The sequence below is a fragment of the Micromonospora sp. LOL_021 genome, from assembly GCF_048060215.1.
Lineage (GTDB): Bacteria > Actinomycetota > Actinomycetes > Mycobacteriales > Micromonosporaceae > Micromonospora_E.
Genome location: NZ_JBHMIN010000006.1, coordinates 109,768 through 133,387, shown reverse-complemented (window position 1 = coordinate 133,387; position 23,620 = coordinate 109,768). Strand labels below are relative to the sequence as shown.

At 67.9% G+C, this 23,620-nt stretch carries 18 protein-coding genes and 1 CRISPR repeat array (1 of these 19 cut by a window edge); of the genes, 9 read left to right on the top strand and 9 right to left on the bottom strand.

Annotation, left to right across the window (positions count from 1 at the left end; all coding sequences use genetic code 11):
* Positions 1-387: a CRISPR direct-repeat array (repeat unit 36 nt; unit sequence GTCGCAGCTCTCTCGGGAGCTGCCCTTCATTGAGGC); it reaches 144 nt to the left of the window's first position.
* Between the two features lie 99 nt (positions 388-486).
* Both ACFHWT_RS07085 and ACFHWT_RS07080 read left to right on the top strand, forming a co-directional pair.
* A complete protein-coding gene (locus tag ACFHWT_RS07085) occupies positions 487-669 on the top strand; it encodes a hypothetical protein (protein ID WP_416593768.1) in 183 nt (60 codons plus the stop codon).
* Positions 666-1,034: a hypothetical protein gene (locus ACFHWT_RS07080; RefSeq protein WP_416593767.1), complete on the top strand. Its 369-nt coding sequence runs from the start codon at positions 666-668 to the stop codon at positions 1,032-1,034. The genes ACFHWT_RS07085 and ACFHWT_RS07080 overlap by 4 nt, the downstream gene beginning before the upstream one ends.
* 82 nt (positions 1,035-1,116) lie before the next feature.
* On the opposite strand, the gene ACFHWT_RS07075 is transcribed toward ACFHWT_RS07080, so the two are convergent.
* From ACFHWT_RS07075 to ACFHWT_RS07060, 4 genes are read right to left on the bottom strand one after another with little or no spacing between them, the layout of a single operon-like run.
* Positions 1,117-4,338, bottom strand: a complete 3,222-nt coding sequence (locus tag ACFHWT_RS07075; protein WP_416593766.1) for a type I restriction endonuclease subunit R — start codon at positions 4,336-4,338, stop codon at positions 1,117-1,119.
* 27 nt (positions 4,339-4,365) lie between these two features.
* Positions 4,366-5,559 (bottom strand): restriction endonuclease subunit S, encoded by a 1,194-nt coding sequence (locus ACFHWT_RS07070; RefSeq protein WP_416593765.1) that lies wholly within the window; start codon positions 5,557-5,559, stop codon positions 4,366-4,368.
* Positions 5,552-7,168 (bottom strand): type I restriction-modification system subunit M, encoded by a 1,617-nt coding sequence (locus ACFHWT_RS07065; RefSeq protein WP_416593764.1) that lies wholly within the window; start codon positions 7,166-7,168, stop codon positions 5,552-5,554. Before ACFHWT_RS07065 ends, ACFHWT_RS07070 begins: the two co-directional genes overlap by 8 nt.
* A 20-nt stretch (positions 7,169-7,188) precedes the next feature.
* Positions 7,189-9,240 carry an SAM-dependent DNA methyltransferase gene (locus ACFHWT_RS07060; RefSeq protein WP_416593763.1) on the bottom strand — a complete coding sequence of 684 codons (2,052 nt, stop codon included), beginning with the start codon at positions 9,238-9,240 and terminating at the stop codon, positions 7,189-7,191.
* 151 nt (positions 9,241-9,391) lie between these two features.
* On the opposite strand from ACFHWT_RS07060, the gene ACFHWT_RS07055 reads away from it, so the two are divergent.
* On the top strand, positions 9,392-11,803 hold the full coding sequence (locus tag ACFHWT_RS07055) for an AAA family ATPase (protein ID WP_416593762.1): 2,412 nt from the start codon (positions 9,392-9,394) through the stop codon (positions 11,801-11,803).
* A complete protein-coding gene (locus ACFHWT_RS07050; protein ID WP_416593761.1) occupies positions 11,800-12,186 on the top strand; it encodes a hypothetical protein in 387 nt (128 codons plus the stop codon). The genes ACFHWT_RS07055 and ACFHWT_RS07050 overlap by 4 nt, the downstream gene beginning before the upstream one ends.
* Positions 12,187-12,207: 21 nt before the next feature.
* On the opposite strand, the gene ACFHWT_RS07045 is transcribed toward ACFHWT_RS07050, so the two are convergent.
* The 5 genes from ACFHWT_RS07045 to ACFHWT_RS07025 form a co-directional block, all read right to left on the bottom strand.
* Complete coding sequence (locus ACFHWT_RS07045; protein WP_416593760.1) at positions 12,208-12,798, bottom strand: hypothetical protein; 591 nt, start codon at positions 12,796-12,798, stop codon at positions 12,208-12,210.
* 593 nt (positions 12,799-13,391) lie between these two features.
* The gene (locus tag ACFHWT_RS07040) at positions 13,392-14,114 is read right to left on the bottom strand and encodes a DUF6518 family protein (RefSeq protein WP_416593759.1); all 723 of its coding nucleotides are present in this window, start codon (positions 14,112-14,114) and stop codon (positions 13,392-13,394) included.
* A gap of 589 nt (positions 14,115-14,703) precedes the next feature.
* A complete protein-coding gene (locus tag ACFHWT_RS07035) occupies positions 14,704-15,231 on the bottom strand; it encodes a hypothetical protein (protein WP_416593758.1) in 528 nt (175 codons plus the stop codon).
* Positions 15,232-15,535: 304 nt separating this feature from the next.
* Positions 15,536-16,141, bottom strand: coding sequence for a hypothetical protein (locus tag ACFHWT_RS07030; RefSeq protein ID WP_416593757.1), 606 nt, complete (start codon positions 16,139-16,141; stop codon positions 15,536-15,538).
* On the bottom strand, positions 16,138-17,079 hold the full coding sequence (locus ACFHWT_RS07025; RefSeq protein ID WP_416593756.1) for a type 1 glutamine amidotransferase: 942 nt from the start codon (positions 17,077-17,079) through the stop codon (positions 16,138-16,140). Before ACFHWT_RS07025 ends, ACFHWT_RS07030 begins: the two co-directional genes overlap by 4 nt.
* Before the next feature lie 104 nt (positions 17,080-17,183).
* On the opposite strand from ACFHWT_RS07025, the gene ACFHWT_RS07020 reads away from it, so the two are divergent.
* The 5 genes from ACFHWT_RS07020 to ACFHWT_RS07000 all read left to right on the top strand — a co-directional run bounded on the left by ACFHWT_RS07020 (position 17,184) and on the right by ACFHWT_RS07000 (position 23,548).
* Entirely contained in the window at positions 17,184-18,578 is a 1,395-nt protein-coding gene (locus ACFHWT_RS07020; protein WP_416593755.1) for a condensation domain-containing protein, read from the top strand.
* 76 nt (positions 18,579-18,654) lie between these two features.
* The gene (locus tag ACFHWT_RS07015) at positions 18,655-19,785 is read left to right on the top strand and encodes an LLM class flavin-dependent oxidoreductase (protein ID WP_416593754.1); all 1,131 of its coding nucleotides are present in this window, start codon (positions 18,655-18,657) and stop codon (positions 19,783-19,785) included.
* Positions 19,786-19,790: 5 nt separating this feature from the next.
* Positions 19,791-20,456 (top strand): FMN reductase, encoded by a 666-nt coding sequence (locus ACFHWT_RS07010; RefSeq protein ID WP_416593753.1) that lies wholly within the window; start codon positions 19,791-19,793, stop codon positions 20,454-20,456.
* A 100-nt stretch (positions 20,457-20,556) separates the two neighbouring features.
* Entirely contained in the window at positions 20,557-22,212 is a 1,656-nt protein-coding gene (locus ACFHWT_RS07005) for a peptidase (protein ID WP_416593752.1), read from the top strand.
* A 40-nt stretch (positions 22,213-22,252) separates the two neighbouring features.
* Positions 22,253-23,548 (top strand): serine hydrolase domain-containing protein, encoded by a 1,296-nt coding sequence (locus ACFHWT_RS07000; RefSeq protein ID WP_416593751.1) that lies wholly within the window; start codon positions 22,253-22,255, stop codon positions 23,546-23,548.
* The last annotated feature ends 72 nt before the right edge of the window (positions 23,549-23,620 follow it).

The following is a 23,620-nucleotide window of genomic DNA, read 5'->3' as shown; positions in this document are numbered from 1 at the left end:
CAGCTCTCTCGGGAGCTGCCCTTCATTGAGGCGTCATGCCAGCCACCCACGACGGAAGCTCACACGTCGCAGCTCTCTCGGGAGCTGCCCTTCATTGAGGCATCCGGCAGGACGACCCGGAGGTGTTGTGGTCGCAGTCGCAGCTCTCTCGGGAGCTGCCCTTGATTGAGGCCCCGCTTGCGCCGATTGCGCTCATCCAAGATGACAAGTCGCAGCTCTCTCGGGAGCTGCCCTTCATTGAGGCAGCCACCAGGTGACGCAGTCGTCGATCAGGTACTCGGTCGCAGCTCTCTCGGGAGCTGCCCTTCATTGAGGCCCGCCGGGGGCAGCCGCGCGGGCTCCGGCAAGGTGGTCGCAGCTCTCTCGGGAGCTGCCCTTCATTAGGCCTTGGTCTGGCAGTTGGTTGAGAACATCCTGCGGCGCTGGCTCGGTGGGTGGGACTGCGGGGAGGCGTGCAGCGGTGGCGTCCGGTAGTAGTATCGGTGTGTGACGCCCGACGAGACTGCTCCTGAGCCGCTGACGGCGGCGCAGCGCTTGGCGGCTGCCCTGGGCCAGGCGCCGCCGTTACCGCTGGGTGCGGATGAGCTTGCGGAGTTGGAAGCGGCGCAGGACCGCGCGGACGCCGAGGCTGAGTTGATCTGGGGCGTGCGGGGGCAGGCAGCGGCGTGAGGCTACGCCCACCACGGGTTCTCGACGGCTCGGCACTGATTGATCTCTTCCACGGCTACCGGGAGCTTGGCGTGCTCCTCGACCAGGCCGAGTCCGGCTGGCTGCAGATCCTGCTACCCACGACCGCGATCGCTGAAGCCGAAGAGAAGCTGAACGCCGGCCGGAGCGGCTGGGAAGGCATCCTGCTGACTCAGGGAGTGCAGTCGCTGCCGCTGACCGAGCACACCGCCATCGAGATCGGTAGCTGGCCGGGAAACCTACCCGCCCGGCACGTCGTGCACGAGGCTGCGGCCGTACGCGGTGTCGTGGTGACCCGCTCGCCGGGCACCTACAGCGGTCTACGCGTCCCGCTGCTGGTGGTGTGAGCGTAGGCGTTGCCCATCCTGCCTGGCAGGTGACCGTCTCGCCGCTACCTTGCGACTCCTAACCACGTCGGACCGACGCGGGTCAGCGGTTGGCGGATTGGCCGTTGGGAGCCCACTCGTCGGCGAAGGTTTCCATCTGGCGGATCACCAGGTCGACGGCGGCGCGCTCGTGGTCGGGCGGGTAGTCGTAGCGGGCCAGTAGGCGGCGGATGTGGCTGCGCAGCTTGGCGCGCACCGGCTCGCGGGAGAACCAGTCCACGGTGATCGACGACTGGATCGACTTGACCAGCTCCCGGGCGATATCGGCGAGCTTGCCGATCCCCATCAGCTCAGTAGCCGCTTCGTTCTGCGCGACGGCGTCGTAGAAGGCCAGCTCGGCGTGGTTGAGCGGCGGGTCGAACCGCTGGCCGCGCCGGGCATCCGCGGAGACTTCCTTGGCCAGCTCGACCAGCTCGACGATTAACTGTGCGCTGGTCAGCTGCTGGCGCATGTAGCGGTTCATCAGGTCTTCGAGCATGGCGGAGAAGCGCTCCTGGCGTACCACGTTGTGTTTGGTGACCTCGCGCATCTTCTGCTCGATCAGCCGGCGCAGCGCGGACACCGCCAGGTGTGGGGTTTCGGAGTCTTGCAGGCGTTGCAGCGCGACCCCGTTGAGGTCGGTGATGTCGAGCCTGCCGAGCCCGGCTTCCTCGTAGATGTCGGTGATGTTGGCAGCGTCGACCACCTGGGCCGCGAGTTGGGCGAGGTAGCGCTCCACCTCGGCCGTGTTGGGCAGCCCTTTAGCCTCCCGGTCGGCGGCCTCCTCCTTGACGATCCAGACCCGGACATCCCGGAAGAACTTGATGTCGTCGCGTAGGCGGTGGATGTCGCCGGCCCGGTCGACGAAGTCACGGCTGGTCGCACAGAGCGTGTAGAAGCGTTCCAGCCGGCCCGCCGAGTCACGGAACCGCTGGTGCAGCGGCTTGGTGCCGGGCTCGACGGCGTTGCCGGGGGTGCTCGGGTCGCGCAGGAAGTTGGCGACCTTGCGCACCGCCCGCACCCAGCGGGTCCGGTCCTTGTCGTTGTCGCGGATCTCCCGCCACTTCACCGGAGCCGGGGCCAGCATCGCTTCGATGACGGCAAGCTCGTTGTGCACCTCGCCGATGGCCCGGTCGATCTCCCGGCCGAGGCTCTGGTCTTCCTGGTCGCGCCGGCTGTACTCGGTGAGCGCCTTCCGCAGGTTCTCAGTCAGCGGGGCATAGCCGACCAGCAGGCCGTCCTGCTTGCCCCGGAATCGGCGGTTGACCCGGGCCAGGGCCTGCATCAGGTTGGCGCCCCGCATCGGCCGGTCCATGTAGATGGTGTGGATCGGCGGCGCGTCGTAGCCGGTGAGCAGCATCGAATGCACGATGAGCAGCTCCAGCTCATCGTCCGGGTCCTTCGCCCGAGCCTGTACGGTCTTGAGCTGCGACGGGCGCAGGTGATGCGGGCGCAGCAGCTCCTTGTCACTCGGCACCCCATGGAAGACGATCTTCATTTTGCCTTTGTCGACGGCCGGGTCCACCCAGTCGGGCCGCAGCTCCTTGATGGCGTCGAAGACCCGGACGCAGATTTCCCGGGTCGCGCAGACCAGCATCGCCTTGCCCGGCCCGCCGAGCTGCGGCCGCATCAGCTCGCGGCGCTCCTCCCAGTGGTCGACCAGGTCCTTCGCGAGGGTTTCGACCCGGTCCGGGGCGCCGTAGACGGTGTTGAGCGTCGCCACCTTGGCTTCGGCTTTGCGCCGCTCGGCGTCGTCGAGGCTGGCGGTGAGCTTCTCCACCTCCTCGTCGATGCTGTCCGGGTCGATGCCCGGTGGCAGCGACACCGGGATGATCCGCGGCTCGTGGTAGACCCGCACGGTCGCCTCGTCGTCGACGGCCCGCTTGAGGTCGTACACGTCGATGTAGTCGCCGAAGATGGCGCGGGTGTTGACCTCGGCGGTGGAGATCGGGGTGCCGGTGAAGGCGATGAACGTCGCGTGCGGCAGCGCGTCGCGCAGATGCCGGGCGTAGCCGTCGAGGGTGTCGTAGTGGCTGCGGTGCGCCTCGTCGACGATCACCAGGATGTTGCGGCGGTCGGACAGGAGCGGATGTGACCTCCCGGCCTCCCGTTCTTCCTTCGTACGCCCGAACTTCTGCAACGTCGTGAAGATGATGCCGCCGGCGTTGCGGTTGGACAGCTCGTCCCGCAGCGCGGCGCGGGTGTCGGCCTGGATCGGCTCCTGACCGAGCAGCATCTGGCTTTCCTGGAACGTGCCGAAGAGCTGATCGTCGAGGTCGGTGCGGTCGGTGAGCACCACGATCGTCGGGTTCTTCAAGGCCAGGTGCCGGGCGGTCATCGCCGCCGTGCAGACCATCTCCTCCGACTTGCCGGAGCCCTGGGTGTGCCAGACGACGCCCGCCTTCCCGTCGCTCTGCGACGCATGCACGATGCAGTCGACGGCCCGGATGACCGCGAAGTGCTGGTGTGGCTTGGCGATCCGCTTCGTCTCGGAGGTGAAGTTGACGAACCCGGCGGCCAGCTCCAGGAAACGTCGCTGGTTGAACAGGCCGTGCAGGGCGACGGTCAACGCCTCCGGGCCGTCGTACTCCGGTGAGCTGGTGTCGACCCGCTGGCCTTCGTCGTCGATGTTCCACGGCGCGAAATGCTCGTAGGCGGTGAACGGCGTGCCGTACTTCGCGGTGATCCCGTCGGAGATCAGGCACAGCACGGCGTGCCGGAACGCCAACGGGAACTCCGCGCGGTACGTCTGAAGCTGGGCGTGCGCGCCGGGCAGGGTGGCGTCCTCGTCGACGGCGTTCTTCAACTCCACCATGGCGACCGGCAGGCCGTTGACGTAGAGCACGATGTCGAAGCGCCGCCGGTGATCGCCGTCGATGACCAGGACCTGGTTGATCGCCCGGAAGATGTTGCGGCCGGGGTCATGCAAATCAACCAGCCGTACGGTCGGATTGTGCTCGGCACCGAACGAGTCGGTGTAGACGATCGACCGGATGCCGTTGACCAGCCGCTCGTGCGCTGCCCGGTTTTCGGCGAACGCCTCCCGCGAGGCCACGTCGGTGGCGGCCCGCACCGCGTCGGCGACCGCCCCCTGCGGCAGCTCGGGGTTTAGGCGCTCGATCGCTGCCCGTAGGTCCTCGACGAGCACCAGGTCGGCCCAGGACTGCCGCTGCCTCGAACCGAGCGCGAAGTCCTTGCCGGCGCCGGCTTCCCAACCGAGCTCCCCGAGCTGCTCCAGCGCGTGCGACTCCCAGTCGGCCTCGCTCATCCGCCAATCCAACCCCATTACGCGACCCTCCCCAGAGCCAGTTACCTAGACTGCTTCTTCGACGACCTTCTCGGCGTCCTTCACCCGCAACCGCCCCGACATCAACTCCGGCAACAACGTGTCGCGCAATGCTTGCAGTGTGCGGATTTCCTGACGTGCCGCAATCGCTCTCTGTAGCAGATCTTCGACCGTCTGTCTGAGTGTTCCAAATTCCCGAGGGTCGGCGATCGAAGCTCCCATGATCTCACTGGGCTTGACCCTCTGGTGGCTGTTGGACGTACCCGTCACCTTGGCTGCCATCTCCGCCGTGAATGCAGGCTGGGAGAGTGCTGCCCATAGTTCGGCAGTGGATACGCCCTCGGTGGGAACGAGAACCAGGAACTCGGTTGATGCCAATGCTGGCATCTGTTCATTGTGAAGCACGTGCCACACGCGAGGTGTGTGTGGGTTCAGCTTGGAGACGAGTACGGCAGACGGTGGGACCACAAACTTCAAACTCTTGATCGTACGAGGATCTGTTATCTCGGGAGTGCGGCCGGCGTCAAAGGATGGCAGACTGAAGTGCATTGCTGACGTTTCGCTTAACGTGCTTGGATTGGCCTGCCTCTTGTCAAATCGGCACAGCGCGTCGACTGGTACTCTGGGACCTCCTTCCCGCTCCGCGAAGTGCGATACGCATAGTTCTTCGGCGGTTGTGGCGATGCGGTCGTTGACTGCAATCTTATCATCGAGTGCCCCGAGGGTGCTGGCCACGGCGTCCTGTCGGATGAGGGGTGGGAGTGTAATCCGCATCCTTTCGACGTCCCCTAGGCTGAGGAAGTCGGCCATGTCTGTCTGGCTCTTAAGTGAGCTTGCCTGGCTCCAAAATTCGGCACTTTTGAGCCAATAGTACAGGAATTGCGACCTCAGTGGGCCATCGGAGGAAGGTCGGAAATAGCAAAGTTGTGGGCTGTAGGCGAAGGTCGGTCCGTCGTTTGGTATTAAAGCCACTCGTCCCACGGTTCCTTTTGTTGTCAAAACGACATCGCCAGGTCTTGAGACCTTCGATACATCTCCTTGTATGCTTTTGTTTGCTGTGGCAGTCTGGCGCTCGTACTCTACTTTTCCATCCAAGACATTCGCAACACGCAGGATGGGGAAGTTTTGTCCGTTTATATTTACGGTTCGCGGTCGTCCTGCGCCTATCTCGATCAAGTGTTCCTTGACCATCTCAGAAAAGGTGACGGTGCGGTCAGACATCGAGCCTCCCGAGTTGGGTGCGGACGACGGCTTCGAGGCGGGTGGACTCGTCGAAGTGGGCGTACAGCTCCTTGGTGAGGCGTTCGATGCGGTCGGCGAGTGGTTCGGCGTCCGGGTCTTCTTCGGCTTCGGCGGCACCGACGTAGCGGCCTGGGGTCAGCACGTAGTCGTGGGCGGCTACCTCGTCGACGGTCGCCGAGTAGCAGAAGCCGGGCACATCCTCGTACTTCTGGTCCTTGGTCTTGGCCGACCTGGTGCCGCGCCAGGCGTGGTAGGTGTCGGCGATCTTGGCGATGTCGTCGTCGGTGAGGACGCGCTCGGTGCGGTCGACCATGGTGCCGAGCGCGCGGGCGTCGATGAAAAGGATCTCGCCGCGCCGGTCGGTCAGCGCCTTCGCCCCCTGCGGGGTCTTGTCCTTGGTCAGGAACCACAGGCAGGCGGGGATCGCGGTGGTGCGGAACAGGTTCGGCGGCAGGGCGACCATGCAGGCCACCAGGCCCGCCTCGATCATCGCCTTGCGGATCTCGCCCTCGCCGGACTGCTTCGACGACATCGAGCCGTTCGCCAGCACCACGCCGGCACTGCCCCGGTCGCCGAGCTTGTAGACGATGTGCTGCAGCCAGGCGTAGTTGGCGTTGCTCTGCGGCGGCGTCCCGTAGCGCCAGCGCGGGTCATCGCTGCGGCGGGCCCAGTCGCTCATGTTGAACGGCGGGTTGGCCATGACGAAATCGGCCCGCATGTCCGGGTGTTTGTCGTCGACAAAGGTGTCGGCCCAGCGGTCGCCGGTGCCGACCGGGTCCATGCCGTGGATGGCGAGGTTCATCTTCGACAGCCGCCAGGTGCGCTCGTTCGCCTCCTGGCCGTAGATGGCGATGTCGTGGGTGTGCTCGCGGCCGGCGCGGGCCGCGACGAACTTGCTCGACTGCACGAACATGCCGCCCGAGCCGCAGCACGGGTCGTAGACCCGGCCGGAGTAGGGCTCCAGCACCTCGACGATGACCCGGACCACACTTTCCGGGGTGTAGAACTCGCCGGCCCGCTTGCCTTCGGCGCGGGCAAACTGCTCCAGGAAGTATTCGTAGACCTCGCCGAGGACGTCCTGCGCTTTGCGCTCGCCGTGGCCGGTGAAGCGGGCGTCGCTGATCAGGTTGACCAGCTCCTTCAACCGCTTCTGGTCGACGTTGTCCCGGTTGAAGATCTTCGGCAGTACGCCGGTCAGCGCCCGGTTCTCCCGCATGATCGCGTCCATGGCGTCGTCGAGCAGCTTGCCGACCCCAGACGGCGCGTTTTCCACCAGGTAGTCCCAGCGGGCGTTCTCCGGCACCCAGAAGACGTTTGCGCTGGTGTACTCGTCACGGTCGTCGAGGAAAGCTGCGCGCCGGCTCTCCGGGATGTCGGTCAGGCTCTCCGCGATCTGGTCACGACGCTCGGCGAACGCATCCGAGACGTACTTGAGGAAGACTAGGCCGAGGACGAACTCCTTGTACTGTGCGGCGTCCATCGATCCGCGCAGCTTGTCGGCTGCCTTCCACAGAATGTCCTGAATCTGCTTGGTGCTGGACATGCCGGGCAGCTCGCCCTGCCCGGCGGCACGCTTGCGTGGGGGCACTGTGTGTTCCGTTCTCTCGGTCAGAAGTTCGTACCGTACAGAGTCGTCAGGGTGCCGTCGGCGAAGCCGGTCACGGCGAGTTCGCGTACCTCGGCCAAAAGACTTGCCTGCTGCCGCAGGAGGCGTTCGCGCTCGGCCAATCGGCGCAACACGTCATCCAAGCGGGCGATCTCGTCGGTGGCCAGGTCGGGGATCGTGGCGTCGCCCAGCCGCGGGCCGCGCACCGCCCCCGGGCTGCGGGTGGTGTTGCGGGCCGTGCCCAGCAGCGCCGCCAGGACGCGCGGGGTGAGCGGGTCACCGGCGGCGACCCGCAGGCCGGCGGCCGGGTGCTCGATCACCGAGAAGCCGTCGTCGTCCACCATGACCCCGAACCGGGGTTTGGTGGTGACCACCAGATCACCCGGCTCGGTGAGCGCGACCTGCGGATACTCCGCAGCGAGGGTGAGCCGGTCCAGCCACCGGGTCGACACCCCGGCGAGCACCTCGGCCGGGCCGAGCACCCGGTGGTGACCCCGCCGTCCGATGTGCTCCGGCGACAGCCGGTGCCCGGCGAGCTGGCGGACCCGGCGAGCCCTGCGGAGCGTGTCGAGGGGCAGCTCCTTCGGCCGGCTGCCGTCACGTCGAGCCGCGCCGGTGACCAGCGGGCCGTGCTCCTCCGCGTACTGGATGAAAGCTTGCTCCTCGTCGGAGAGACGGCGCTCGACTTCGCCGATCAGCGCCGGCCGGTCGGCGGCCAGCCGGGCCCGCAGGGTGACCGACGCCGGGCCCGGGGGCCGCAGCGCCGCACCCCGGCGCAGGTCGAGGCTTGCCAACGGGACGATCCGGCCGGTCCACGGGTCGTGGCCGTCGCTGCGGTAACCCTCCGTACGCCACAGGGTGATGTCCTCGGCGGCGGCGTCGACAGTGCGCTGATCGAACGTGACACCGCTGAGGTCGGCCAGCAGCAGCCGGCCCTTGACGGCGGGGACCGGATCGCGGGTCAGCACCCACATCGCGGCCGGATAGCCGGGCCGGGCCGGGTAGACCCCGCCGGGCAGCCGTACGACCGCCTCGACCATGCCGCTGCTCAACAACGCCGTGCGGCGCATCACCGCCGCCCCGTCCCGCAGCTCGTCGACGAGGCTGCTGGCAGGGCCGACGACGATCGCCGTGCGGCCCGCACCGAGCAGGTCGGCGATCGCCTCGACGGAGTCGAGGTCGGCGAGCGCGTCGCGGGTCTCGGCGGGCCGGTAGGGGAGCCGGGTGACGATGAGATCCGGGTCGGCGAACTCCTCGCGCAACCCGTCGGCGGTCACGTCGAACTGGAACTCGTCCAGCCGCGCCAGCAGCAACTGCCGGCGCACCAGGCGGACGAGCTCCTCGTCGGCAACGGACGCGACGAGCCGCAGGTGATCGCGGTCCTCGTCGTCGTCGCTCAGGAACGCCGTCAGCAGGTCACCGGTGCCGGCGTTGCCGTCGGCGATGGTGACGGCGCCGTTGCCGCTGCTGCGCGACCTGCCCGGCATGTCGGCGACCTGACGGATCAGCGAGACCAGCTGCGGAGTGAGCGCGTCCGCCACCAGCTCCGGCCAGCCGAAGCGGTTGGCGGAGCCGAGCAGGAGGCGGCAGGCATGCCCGGCGTCGTACGCGCCCTCGATCAGCTGCTCGACCAGCTGGGGCAACTCGGCAGGCTCGGCCGCGTCGGCCAGCTCACGCAGCAGAAACTCGTCGTCGGGGTCGAGGCGGCGGGCCAGCGGCAGCGGGTCGGCGGGCAGCTCCCGGCCGGCGAGGTGGCGCAGGCACAGCGCGGCGCTGAGGACAGCAACCATGCGTCGGCCGCCGTGTTGTCGGGCGTACGCCGTCAGCGTGTGCAGCGTCTGCTCGGCGCGCAGCGTCTCCGGGTCGGCGTTGCCGAGCCCGGTGTGCAGCAGCCAGGCGAGGACCGCGTCGGCGGGGAAGAGCGGCTGCTCGTCGCTGCCGGAGACGGGTGCCGGGAAGCCCGGGTGCCGGCGGCGCCAGTTCATGATCGCGGGCTTGCTGACCCGCGCCAGCTGCGCGATTTCGCGCTGCGACATCACCGCCGTCTGCTCCATGGCTTCACCTCCTCGGCTGCGGTGCCAACTGTACGAGTCTCTCATGTTTTGACACGGTGCAATGCTTGTTATCCCGGGATAACAGCCACTTGCACATGCTAAGGCCTCCGGGTGCGGTCTCCTTGATGGACCAACGACATCAGGGGGTCTGATGAACGACACGCTCACGCTCTACCAGGAGCTCGCCGACCGGCTTCAGCAGCGCGAGGTGCCAGACAAGGTGAACGGCCTGGTCCTCGCCGCGTTCCAGGGCGACGAGCCACTCGACGCCGTCGTGCGGGGCGACGCCCTGCTCGTACAGCCCGAAGCGGGCGAGGTCGACGGCAGCCGGCCGCAGGCCTTCCTGGAAGAGATCCGGGTCGCAGGCTTCCGTGGCGTCGGCCAGCCCGCCACGGTCGGGCTCGTGCCCAAGACCGGGCTGACCGTGTTCATCGGCCGCAACGGCTCCGGCAAGTCCAGCTTCGCCGAAGCAGTCGAGTTCACGCTCACCGAGGACTCCCTACGCTGGGCGCAGCGACCGCAGGCCTTCCGCGACGGCTGGCGCAACCTGCACCACAACGGCGCACCCGAGATCCGCCTCACCATGCGGCTGGACACCGGCGAACCAGTGACAATCAACCGCACCTGGCCGGCAGGCACCACCGACCTGGCCTCCGCCACCGTCACGACGACCCAGGGCGACGCCGCGATGTCCCCCGGTCAGCTGCCGGAGTGGATCAGCCAGGCCGACCGGTACCGGCCCTTCCTCTCCGCGCGCGACCTCGAACGCGTCATCACCGCCAGGCCCACCGAGCTGTACGACGCCATCGCACCGATCCTCGGCCTCGCCCCGCTGGCCGCCGCCGACGCCCGCCTGCAGCGCGAACGGAAGCTCTACGATGACCGCGCCAAAGCGCTCAAGGCCGACTTCGCCCAGCTCCGTGCCCAGCTCGCACAGGTCGACGACGAACGCGCCCGGGACGCCCTGCTCGCCCTCGGAACGCGGGCCGGGCGGGCCGACCTGACCGGGCTGGGCGCGCTGGCCAGCGACGAGGTCGCCGCCTCGGAAGCGGTAGCCGCCGCCGCAGCCCGGCGGCTCACCGAAGAGAAGCTGCCCGACGGTCGACACGTCCTCGTCACCCTGGTCGAGGAGCACTGGGCCGCGAAGGAGGCAGCCGCCACCGACAGCGGCATGGCCCACCGGGCCGCCGAACTGCTGCGCGGCGCCCTGGAGATGCACCGCGACGGCGGCGACCGGCCCTGCCCGGTCTGCCGGCAAGGGACCCTCGACCACGGCTGGCGGCAGGAGGCAGAGTCGGAGGTGGCGCGGCTGGCGGCCGTCGCCGCAGCCGCCAGCGCAGCCCAGGACGAGTACGCGAAGGCTCGCCGTACGGCCGACGCGCTGCTCGGCGACGTCCACAAGTGGCTCGACCCGGTCGCCGACGCGCTCGCCGCCCACCTGCCGGCACAGTGCGCCGCGATGCGCGACGCCCTGGCCGGGCTCGGCCACGACCCGGCAACCTGGGACGCACTCGACGCCGCCCATGCCGGCCTGGCGGCGGCCACGACCGACTGGCTCACCCAGCGGCACGACACCTGGCGTGAGCCCGGTGCCGCGATCCGACGCTGGGTCGACGCCGCGACGCTGGTCAAGGACGAGGCACCGACCCTCGCACTGCTCAACAAGGCCCGCGAGGCGCTGGTCGACGCCACCAAGTCAATCCGCGCCGAACGGCTGGGCAGCTACGCCGCGCAGTCGGACCGGGTGTGGCAGCAGCTGCGCCACGAAAGCAACGTCGAGCTGCACCAGCTGCGGATGGACGGCAACAACACCAGCCGCAAGGTCCGTTTCCCGGTCGCCGTTGACGGGGTCGAGACCGACGCACTGGGGGTGATGAGCCAGGGCGAGTTGCACGCCCTCGGCCTGGCGGTGTTCCTGCCCCGGGCCTGCGCCGACGCCAGCCCGTACCGGTTCGTGATCATCGACGACCCGGTGCAGAGCATGGACCCGGCCAAGATCGACGGTCTCGCCGAGGTGCTCCGCGAGGTCGCCCTGACCCGACAGGTCGTCGTGTTCACCCACGACGACCGGCTGCCGGAAGCACTCCGGCGGCTCGACGTCGAGGCCGACATCCGAGAAGTCACCCGCCGCGAAGGCTCCATCGTCGAGGTACGGCGGGCATGCGACCCCGCCGACCGCTACCTCGACGACGCACGCGCAATCGTCAAAGCGGACATCCCGAATGAGGTGAAGGACATCATGGTGGCTGGGTACTGCCGGTCAGCGATCGAGGCGGTCAGCATGGACCGCTACCGGCTCGCACAGCACCGGGCCGGTACGCCGTACCAGCGGATCCAGGAGCGGCTCGGCGACGCGCGCGGCGTCAAGGACGTGCTCAGCCTCGGGCTCTTCGGCCGCGTCGTGCCCCGGCAGAACCTGTTCGCGTACCTCGACCGGGACTACGGCCGGGAAACGACCCGGACGGTCAAGGCAGTCGCCGACGCCGTCCACGGAGTGCCGAGCGAGATGTCCATCTGGAAGATGGTCGACAACACCAAGGATCTGGTGAGGCGGTTGCGATGAACCAGTCCGTCTACCTCGCCACCGCCGACCGGATGCTCACCAGCGTGATCCGCGGCGCCCGAGGTGCCTGGCCCCGGGCATGTGCCTGGCTGCTGCGGCACGAGCTTGAGGCGGCTATGGACCGTTACTGGGCCCGGGTCTGTCCGGCGATCGGGCGGATCCGGGTGCAGCGGCCAAAGCTGCTCCTACTCGCCTACTACGCCGGACCTAAGCTGGCGGGACGGGCCAGCTACCTGTGGTGGGCCCTGTCCCGAGCCGGTCACCACCACCACTACGAACTCGGCGTCACCGCCGCCGAGCTGACGCGACACCGGGCCGAGCTGCTCGAAATCGTCGCGCTCCTGGACCACTCGGAGCCATCGAAACACGGGAAGCGCAAGTAGGCCAGCGCTCCCGCGTCGGCGTCAGTCCAGCTGGGTCACGACGTTGCCGTCGGCGTCGTAGCCGACGACGGCGGTGATGTCGGAGAGGTCCATCCCGTCGCGCTCACCCCCGTTGCGAGGAAGCCAGACCGCGTAAGCGCCGATCTGGCGATCTCGGGTGGCGGGGAGTTGGTGTACGGCGGCCGTGGCGGTCTGGCCGAACATGGTGACGGATACGCTGGTCACGGCACCGCGTACAGGCCCGACCAGGATAATCTCCCGCTGCTGCGGGTCAAGTGGTGCGACGTACGGCATCGGCTTGGTGGGCAGCAGTGGTGGACCCACAGTGTCAAGAGCCTCCGGTGCCGGATCACAGAAGGCGAACTCGTTTTCCTTGCCCTCACTGCGCTTACCGTCGACTCGGGCGACGCGCACGCAGAACGCGTCTTCGGCGAGCCAGGCGGCGGTCTCCCAACCGGGTACGCGGGCATCCAACACCACGGGCTGTCCGACGGTCGGGGTGGGCGGGGGCGCCTCAGGTGCGGGAACAGCGGCAGTGCAGCCCTGCGCGGCGAGTATCCCGGCTACGACGGTCAGGAGGATGCGGGCGCGCATGCCGACAGTATTGCGCATGTCTGAGAAATCTCCGGCTCGATGTCCCCGTGGCGGCCGATGACCGCCACGGGGAAGAGGTGGGCGATCAGCAGAAGCAGGCGTATGTCCAGCCGATCCGATAGTTCATGTACACGATGGGTGTGCTCCATGGGAGTCGGACAGTGCTGGCGCCCGACGCGCTGCGGCTGTCGTTCTGGCCACCTGTGCTTGCGCCATGCCACTCCACCTTATGGAGTGTTTGGTTCCACGTCACATCCCAGCCGTCGTCGTAGAGCGGCACCTGGTACGAGAGTGAGATGATATGAGACAGACCGATGGCGAAGCTGGCACAGTTGTCCCAGACCTGTTGAGGTCGGTGATATCGAGCCTGCCGAGCCGGCCTCTTCGTAGATGTCTGTGATGTCGGCGGCGTCAACCACCTGGGCGGCGAGATGGGCGAGGTAGCGCTCCACCTTGGTCGTGTTGGACAGCCCTTCTGCCTCCCGGCGGGCGGTCTCAGGCCAAGCGGCGGCCGGCAGCTTGGCGGCTGAGCCGCCTCATCGAGATGGGCCGGCACTCTGTCTCAAGCCGGCCGCGACCTCGGCGAGCCCATGGGTTGAAATCGGAGTAACCTAAAGGGACTGTCGGATTTCCGCCAAAGGGAGCCAAAGGGCAATACCAACAGAAATTGATGCAATGAAGGGTGTCAGTAATGCCGCCCAGGTGTGGTGTAGTTTGCGGGTTGTGACGATCAGCGCAAGAACGAGCCCAGCTAACAACAACTGCATCGAGGCCGTTTGTATTCTTGCCCATGTGAAGGAGTCAAGCGGTCCGACCCAGATAAATGAGACGTGAAGGATTGTGTAGGCCCCTTCGGTTGCTAGCATCCCTGTCGTTATACCGGTCAAGGCAGCACTTCGAGCAGGTGGGCCAGATCGAATTGCGTGAGCAAGAACTCCGAGTGTCGCTCCGGCAAATATCGACAGTAGGAGCCAGAATCCATTCGCTGCTACGACCGAGAGAATGCCGCTATGTGATAGGGTGAAATTTTCCGTTTCGGCACCGAGTTTCCAGCGTTGACTCAACACTAGAATAAGTAGGTAGTAGGTTGCGGTCGATGAGCAAAGTGTTGCCACGCCAAATAGCGTGGCGAATGAGCGTGTCTCAGTGCGCATCGCCACGAGGAGCGCCACCGCACCCCAGGCTGCAGCGGAACTAACGACGGGGGTGATGAAGAATGCGAGGAACTCTGGGATCAGATCCACCAGAAAGGTGGCGGTGCCGAGTCCTCCGCCGGCAAGAAGTGGCACAGTCAGTGGGACTCGGAACAACTGCTGAATTGTTGCAGCTGGCATTGGCCTACCTTGGTGCATCTGGGCAGTTTAGGTTGATTATCTTACTAAATTCGGTAAGATCTCCGTCCGCGACGTCGTCCAGAATCTTATCTCTGCGACTCTGTTCTTCTGTGTCTAACCCCCACTGGTAGAACGCAGAAGTGCGCAGATCTTGGACGAATGTGTTCGCGTGGGCGTAATCTTCTGAGCTCGTCGCAGCGAGCAAAGTCTGCGCCCATGAACAATGCCAATACCAGGCGGCGTCGACTCGGCCCAAATTTACTTCGTACAATACGCGGTCGCCATTCTCGTCGCGATCCGAATAGCCGGGATGCGTGGGCCACTCCCAGCCTGCGGCGAGGTGCAACTGCTCGGACTCATCCAGGTACTCGCGAGTCGCCTGCGCTGCGTCGACGTATCTCGATGCGTTTGAGGGTGCGCCACAGGAGAAAATTGAAGCAGATACAAGTGGCAAGAGTAAGACACCCACTCTGTGTATCGTGTTCCTGAACACTCAGTTTTCTATGCCTTTCCGGGCTGGTGATTCGAACGGCCGAGCCGGGCAACGCGTGTCAAGTCTGACTCGCCTAGCCCGGCTCGGCCACTTGCGCTAGTAGGTCATCTTACCTTCGAAATCGTGGTCGCAGTTGTTGCAGGTGGTCCCGCGCCCAAACTTATTTCTGAACTGAGTGTAAGGTGGGCCGTAGTAGCCAAGGTCGGTGTAGCCTGACGGAGTCTCATTGATTGCGTACACGGGGCCATCGGTGGAACTGGAACCTTGATTGATCCGCCATCTCATGTAGTCGGCCTTACCATCCGCCAGCCGGGGTGCCCGATGAATATTGATCTCAATATACGGGCCATAGAAGGATACGGTGCGCCAGGTGGTTGATAGGTACCAGACAGTTCCCGAGCTGAAAGTGGAGCCACTGATCGGTGTTTGATCACCGGCGTATGCCGGTGTTGCTAGCAGTGTCGGCGATAACACGGCTATCAGCGTCGTTACGACGGCGACCTTGCTGAGCAGAGTTCGACTGGATTTCGAATTTGACATGATTTCCCTATTTGCAGTGATCAAACAAATCGACTGCGGTGGAACCACCAGAACTGCCATAGCATTGCGGATGGAGTCTGTCACTTCCCGTGAGGAAAGCTTCTTTGGTTCGCTCGTGGACCTCCGGTAGCTGCTCGTCAAGGGGGTCTCAATGTGAAATCTCTCCCTTGGGATTGCCTAGTATGACCGCGTTGCAGAAACGCTGGTCAGGACAGCTTCCCGTGGACTCTATGCTTGGCGCAAGCATGGCTCTTGGGCAGGAATCTGGTGGATTTTGGGCAGCCGTAGTCCGTGGTGGGTGATGCGGTACGCAGCGGCCCCAGGGAACACGTGATCGGATAGCTGCTGGTTACGCCGAGTTGGCGGCGGTGTGCAGGTGTAGGCGGCGTCAGTCCGGCGGTCCTGCAGGTGTACCGGAGAGGAGGGTTGTGTAGGTGTCGCGGAGGGCGGTGAGGCGGTCGCGGCGGAACCGGCCCGGTTCGCGTCGGCGCATCCGGCGCCCGATCTCGCTGCTGATGGCATCGGCCGGCACCTCGTCGGCGTCGGCCGGGATGAACTTGCGCACCTCGTCGAGCGCGGCGACGGCCCGGGACAGGGCAGCCGTGGCACGCCGCCGCTGAGCGGGGTCGAGCGTGACCGGGTCGGCAGCGGCAGGCCCGGCGGTGGCGAAGTCGGCGGGGACCAGGGCGGCGTACCGGTCGGCGACGGCAAGCCACTCGCCCGGGTCGATGAGCTGCGACGGCTCCGGGCCACCGTACGAGAAAGCAGCGCCGGCCGACGGGCGCACCGGCTCGGCGGGCAGCCGGAACAGGAACTCCCGTGCGGTGGCACAGCCGGCACAGCTGCCCTGGTAGCGGGTGGCCAGGTCGCCATCGGCGAGCGCGACCACCTCGACCTGCGGCTCGAACTGCGTTTCACTGCAGTCGCACGGGTGCAGCTCGACGTAGAGGCGTGCTTCGGCGCTGCTGCGCGCCGCTGGCAGTACGGCGCTCACAGCACACCGCCGACCGCTGCCGGCACCCCCGCATGAGCACCAGCACCAGCACCAGCGGCGACACCAGCACCGGCGGCGACACCGACACCAGCATCGGTGGACGGCGTACCGGTCGGAGCGGTGGCGGGCCGGACACCCGGGCGGACGTGGTACCGCAGCCAGTTGGCGAGCAGCCGCCGAGAGGTCGCGACGATCTGCGCCTCACGGGCGTACAGGGTGGCGGTGAAGGCGTCAAGGTCGGCGTCGTCCGGGCCGATCCAGCCTTCGCGTACCAGCGCGCCGCGTCGGCTGCGGGCCAGCGCCGAAATGATGCTCGCGGTGATCTCGGGGTGGGCCTGGATCGTCCGTACGGTCGGGCCGATGGCCAGCGCCTCGTTGCGGTAGACCCGGCTGTACGCCAACTCGACGACCGCCCCCTCGGCGGCGCGCACCGGCACCTGCTCGACCACGTCGACGTGCGAGGTGAACAGGTCGAACTCGTCGGGCAGCCCGGCGAACAACGGGTCGCGCCGGCCGGCCGGGGTCAGCCGTACCGTGTCGATGCCGAACCGGCGGCCGTGCCCGCCGATCGCCGCCCGCCCGCCGACCGACTCGGCGCGGGCCTGATGCGACCAGCAGATGTGCAGCTCCGGTACGCCAGCCGCAGCGGCGGCGCGGAAGAACTCCTTGGTCCGGGTGATCCACGGCAGCTTCTCGTACGCGGAGTGCCCGGATCCGCCGCCGATGACCGCGTCGGCCTCGATGGTGTCGGGCAGTGGCTGACCGTCGGCGACGTCGATGGTGACGATCTGCGCCGGATCCAGTCCGGTGGCGGCGGTGATCCACTGGGGATAGCTGGTGAGGCCGATCGCGGTCAGTGCAGCGCGTTCCTGGGTGTTGACGAAGAGCAGTCGGATCCGGTCCCGGACCCGGTGGACGGTGCGCGCGTGGTGGGGCACCTGCCGGAGACTACCGCCCAGGCGGAGATCATCGGCCGATCGGTCATAGGAAAGCGCTTACTCGACCCTGTCGGGTAACGGCACACTCACTGATACTGGTCGACGTGGTGACCGAACTGTCGACCGTGGGCCGGCGTACGGTGTCGTTCGTCGCGCCGGATCCGGCGCGCACCGCCCCGATCACCTGGGGTCAGCGGGCACTGTGGATGGCGCTCCGGCGGCACGGCACCAGCCGGGCGATGTTCGCGTTGAAACGGCACGTCGCCGTGCCCCGCCGGGCACGCTCCGACCCGGAGCGGGTGTACGCGGCGATCGCCGCCCTGATGGTGCGGCACACCGCGCTGCGCACCCGGCTGGAGCTGGCCGGCGACGAGCCCCGTCAACTGGTCGCCGACCGGGGTGAGTTGCCGGTGCTGGTGGTGCCGGCCGAATCCGGCGGCAACTCCGGCGACGCGGCGGGCGGCGGGCCGGTGGATCCGGTGGCGGTCGCCCAGCGGGTAGCCGACGAACTGGCGGCGGAGCCGTTCGCGCACGCCGACGACTGGCCGCAGCGTGTCGCCGTGGTGACCCGCGACGGCGTACCGCATCAGGTGGTGGTGGTGTTCAGCCACACCACGGTCGACTTCCGGTCGGCCGAGCTGGTGCTGCGCGACCTGCGGCTGCTGCTGGCCCGGGGCCGGATCGACAACGCACCCGGTCTGCAGTCGGCGGACGTCGCCGACCTGGAGCAGCGGGAGAGCCACCGGCGGCGGTCGGCGCGGGCGGCGGCGTACTGGGTGGAGGTGACCCGCCGGCTGTCGCGCGACACCCGGATGCCGCAGCGGGAGCCGGCCACCCCGCGTTTCCGGCGGGGTGTCCTGACCTCGGCGGCGGCGGACACCGCGACCAGGATGCTCGCCGTACGGCATCGGACGACCACCTCGACGGTGCTGCTCGCGGCGGCGGCGCTGGTGGTCGGCGAATGCTCCGGCAACGACCTGGTCGGCATGCACACGATGGTCAACAACCGGATGCTGGACGGCTACCCGGAGGCGATCGCCAAGCTGAACCAGTTGGCCCTGGTGCCGGTCGACCTGAGCGGTGACCGTCGGATGGCGTACCTGCTGCCCCGGGTGTGGCGGGCGGCGCTCGATGGGTACCGGCACGCCTACTACGACCCGCAGGCGCTCAGCGACGCGTTCGGCGCGGCCGGCCTGCCGTACGCGACCGGGGTGAACCCGCACTGCTACCTCAACGACATCCGGCTGTCGGCGGACAGCGACCTGTTCGGCCGCGACATCGACGAGGCGGCGGTACGCGGCGCGACGACCGGCACCACGTTCCGGCTCGCCGAGCGGATCGAGCGCTTCACCTGGCGTACCCGGATCGAGATCGTCGACCGCCCGGACGGGTTGGGGCTGGCGCTCACCGCCGACACCACCTACTTCTCGACCGACGACATCGAGCGGTTCCTACGGGCGCTGGAGGCCCACCTCATCGACGGCGCGTTCGCGGAATAGTTGACGCAGCAACTATGTTTGGCCGGGTAGTCCGAGGGAATCCCAACCGGCCCCTCGCCGCGAGGAGGAGCAGACCATGCAGTTCGGCGTCTTCACCGTCGGTGACGTCACCGTCGACCCGACCAACGGTCGGGAACCGACCGAGCGCGAGCGGATCAAGGCCATGGTCGCCATCGCGCTCAAGGCCGAAGAAGTCGGCCTGGACGTCTTCGCCAGCGGCGAGCACCACAACCCGCCGTTCGTGCCGTCGTCGCCGACCACCATGCTCGGCTACATCGCGGCCCGGACCGAGCGGCTGCTGCTGTCCACCGCGACCACGCTGATCACCACCAACGACCCGGTGAAGATCGCCGAGGACTACGCGATGCTGCAGCACCTGGCCGACGGCCGGGTCGACCTGATGATGGGGCGCGGCAACACCGGGCCGGTCTACCCGTGGTTCGGCCAGGACATCCGCAACGGTATCCCGCTGACCATCGAGAACTACGACCTGCTGCGCCGGCTGTGGCGCGAGGACGTCGTCAACTGGCAGGGCAAGTTCCGTACTCCGCTGCAGAGTTTCACCTCGACGCCGCGCCCGCTCGACGGCGTACCGCCGTTCGTCTGGCACGGCTCGATCCGCAGCCCGGAGGTCGCCGAGCAGGCCGCCTACTACGGCGACGGCTTCTTCGCCAACCACATCTTCTGGCCCAAGGAGCACACCCAGCGGATGGTCGGCCTCTACCGGGAACGGTTCGCCCACTACGGCCACGGCTCCGCCGACCAGGCGATCGTCGGTCTCGGCGGGCAGGTGTTCATGCGGCGCAACTCGCAGGACGCGGTGCGCGAGTTCCGGCCGTACTTTGACAACGCACCGGTCTACGGGCACGGTCCGTCGTTGGAGGACTTCAGCTCGCAGACGCCACTCACCGTCGGCAGCCCGCAGCAGGTCATCGACCGTACGCTGACCTTCCGCGAGTACGTCGGCGACTACCAGCGGCAGCTGTTCCTGGTCGACCACGCCGGTCTGCCGTTGAAGACGGTGCTGGAGCAGTTGGACATGCTCGGCGAGGAGGTCGTGCCGGTGCTGCGGCGCGAGTTCGCGGTGGGCCGGCCGGCGCACGTGCCGGACGCCCCCACCCACGCGTCCCTGGTCAAGGCAGCGGCCGACGGCAGCGCAGCCGACAGTACGGCTGACGCTGACGCCGCCGCCCCGGCTGCGGTGTGACGGCGATGACCACGAGCAGCGGCCGCCGTCGACTGGCGGTCATCACCGCCGGCGTACGGCAGCCGTCGACCAGCCGGCTGCTCGCCGACCAGCTCGCCGCGGCGGTCCGCGACGAGCTGGCCGGCCTCGGCGGGCAGCTGGAAACGACGGTGATCGAGGTACGCGACCACGCCCACGAGATCGTCGACAACACGCTGACCGGTTTCCCGGCACCGGCGCTGAAGCAGGCGTTGGACGCGGTGGCGGCCGCCGACGGGCTGATCGCGGTCAGCCCAGTGTTCAACGCCGCGTACAGCGGGCTGTTCAAGGCATTCTTCGACGTACTGCCGGAGGGCGCGCTGCTCGACAAGCCGGTGCTGGTCGGTGCTACCGGCGGCACCGCCCGGCATTCGCTCACCTTGGAGCACGCGCTGCGGCCGATGTTCGCCTACCTGCGTGCGGTGGTGCTGCCGACCGCCGTCTTCGCCGGCCCCGAGGACTGGGCCGGGCAAAAGGTCGGCGACCAGGCCGCAGACAGCGGTGGCCAGGTCGGGGCGCTGCGCGGGCGGATCTCCCGGGCCGGTCGGGAGCTCGCCGCCGAGATGCACCGCCGGGAGCCGGTACGGGTGGCCGACCCGTTCGCGTTGACCACCGACTTCGAGCAGCTGCGGATGAACTCGAAGCGCGGGTGAAATCTCGGACGCAATCTGATCCCGGTGGTGTGATCGGGGTGGCAGACCTCGTGGACTGTCGATAGAGTCCGGCTCCTGCCCCGTCCACAGGAGAATCATGATGCTGAACGCAGCCGGCTGGCACCGGCTCGGAGCCGGCACCCTGCTCGCCGGTGCCCTCGTCGTCGCCGCGGCCGCTCCGGCCGCCGCCCAGAACCCGGGGCCGGACCTGTTCGTCTCGTTCGACCGGAAGCCGGTCGCCGAGGTGGACAACTCCGGCGTCACCCTCGGCATGTACGTCTACAACTACGGCGATGCGCCGGCGAGCGACGTGACCATCGTCGTCGACGCCACCGGCGTCGACGACGCGGTGCAGCTGGCCGAGGGCTACCACCCTGGCTGCGAGATCGCCGACCGGGTCGTCAGCTGCGCGTACGGTGCCCTCGCCGCCGGAGTGACCGACCACATCTACCCGGTGCGGCTGGTCAGCCGGGCCGGTGCCACGCCGGGTGACGCCGGCACCATGACCGTCACCATCAGTTCGGCCGAGCAGGACGCCAACCCGGCAAACAACACCGAGACCTTCCCGGTGACCGTACTGGCCTCCGGCGCTGACCTGGTCGCCATGGTCGACGACATCAACACCGAGCAGGACCGGGTCGGACCGGGCGACACCGCCCCGCTGTACGCCGCCGTGCTCAACGAGGGTGACAGCACCGCCGACAGCTACACGATCGGGCTGGACCTGCCGACCGGTGTCGGCTTCGTCGACCAGTACACCGACTGTGACTACATCTCCTACTGGCCGAACGACCCGAAGACGGAGGGGTACGCGTACGGCCCGAGTCGGGTCATCTGCGCGCTGACCATCCCGCTGGCACCGGGGGAGACTCTGTTCCTCGTCGACGAGCAGGGCGAGTCGTTGTTCGACCTGTACTTCGGCAACAACCTGGCCGGTCCGGGTGAGACGAGCGGGTCGTTCGAGGCGCGGCTGGTCGCCGGGGACCCGGCGCAGGCGCAGGCACGGGCGTCGACGGCCGGCGGGAAGTCGATCAACGAGGCGCTGGCGAAGGCCCAGGCGTCGGCCGGCCGCTCGGCGGCGTCGCTGCTCGAGGAGATCGACACCGAGGAGATTGACACCGAGGACAACGTCGACTACTTCGCCGTACACACCAAGCCGAACACGTTCGACATCGCGGTGACGGCCGAGCCGGTGACCGGTGCGCCGGGCGAGACCGTCGACCTGACCTTCACCGTGGTCAACAACGGGCCGTCCGACGGAAGTGGACCGGGCGTGACCGTCACCGCGCCGTCGGGCACCGTCCTGCTGCCGTCCGACTGGTGCTACACCGAGGGCGAGCCGGGCACCCGGCTGCCCGAGTCACCGGCGCTGCGGTGCAACTTCGAGAGCATCTTCCCGGCCACCGCGTCCGGCGGCGGGCGGATCACCCACACCCTCCAATTGAAGATCAAATCAACGCCGGGTACGGACGGAACGATCGTCGCCGACAGTGGCGGGCCGTCGACCGAATCCGACCCGTCGAACAACACCGTCGCCATCGTCTTCACCGGTGCGGGCGACGACCCCGACGATGAACCGGGTGGCGGCGGGGCCGGCGACGGCGACTACCTGCCGATCACCGGCGCGCCGGTCGGAACGGCCGTCGGCGTCGGTGCGGTCGCGGTGGCGCTCGGCGTCGCGCTGCTGCTGACCGTACGGCGGCGGACGGGCAGGAGGCCGGGTCGTCCGCCAGCGGGAGCTGGCTCTCGCACCTGAGCACGATGCGTCACACCGGCTAGGCCGTCAACATGTAAATATGTCTAGCCTTTTTAGGACACTCCGGGTCGCCGCCACCAGCGTGACACTGGTGGCGGCGATCGCCGTCGTACCAGCGTCCGCCGCCGCGCGACCCAGCCCGTCAACCGGCCCGTCCGCCGGTGGACCCGCGTCGGGCGGCTCGCCCGGCGACACCATCGACCGCGCCGCACTGCAGTCCGTACTCGACGACGTGCCGGAAGCCGGCGTACCCGGCGTCCTGGCCGCCGTCCGCGACGGCCGGCACGAGTGGCAGGCCGCCGCCGGGCACGCGTACGCCACCAAGCCTCGCCCGATGCAGCCGTGGATGCGGCACCGGATCGGCAGCATCACCAAGACGTTCGTCGCCACCGCGGTGCTCCAACTCGTCGACGAAGGCCGGCTCGGGCTCGACGACCCGATCGGGCAGTGGCTGCCCGAGATGGTGCCCGGCGAGGTGGGCGAGCAGGTCACCGTACGAATGCTGCTCAACCACACCAGCGGCATCGGCAACTACACCAACGCGATGCTCACCTCGTACGCCGCGATCGACCAGATGCAGGTCACCACGTACCCGCCGGCGGATCTGGTGGCGACGGGCCTGGCGATGCCGCGCACCAACCCGCCTGGCGCGATGTTCAGCTACTCCAACACCAACTACGTCCTCGCCGGCCTGCTGATCGAGGCGGTCACCGGCAACGACCCCGTCACCGAGGTGCAGCGGCGCATCCTGCGGCCGCTGCGACTGCACGGCACCTACTTCCCCGGCACCGATCCGGGGATCCGCGGCCCGCACGGCGGCGCCTACTTCGCGTCGTTCGGCGTGCGTGACCTCGGCGAGTTCAACATGAGCTGGGCGTGGACCGCCGGCGAAATGATCGCCACCACCACCGACCTGAACACGTTCTACCGGGCGCTGCTCGACGGTGAACTGCTCGACGCGGGCACCCTCGACGAGATGCTCACCACGGTGCCGTTCGACCCGTCCGCCCCGCAGTTCGGCGGCTACGGGCTCGGCATCTACTCGGCGCCGATGCCGTGCGGCGAGTTCTGGGGGCACGACGGCGCGGTGCTCGGTCACCTGACGATCTCGCTGCACAGCCGGGACGGTGCGCGTCAGGTTTCTACCGGCATCAACCTCAGTCACTACAACATCGGGTTCCCGGACGCGCATCCGGTCGACATCGCCTGGCAGACGCTGCTGCTGACCGCGCTCTGCCCGACCGACGCGTCGGCGAGCCGGTCCGCCGGTGCGGCCCAGCTGCCGCCCAGCGTGACCCGGCTGCCCGGCAACGCGGGGCCGGTACCGGTCGGATAGCCGTACGGCGACCGTTCGGCCGTGGTCCCGGTTGCGCCGTCCGGCGCGCCGGGACCACTCGGCGGCCCTGCA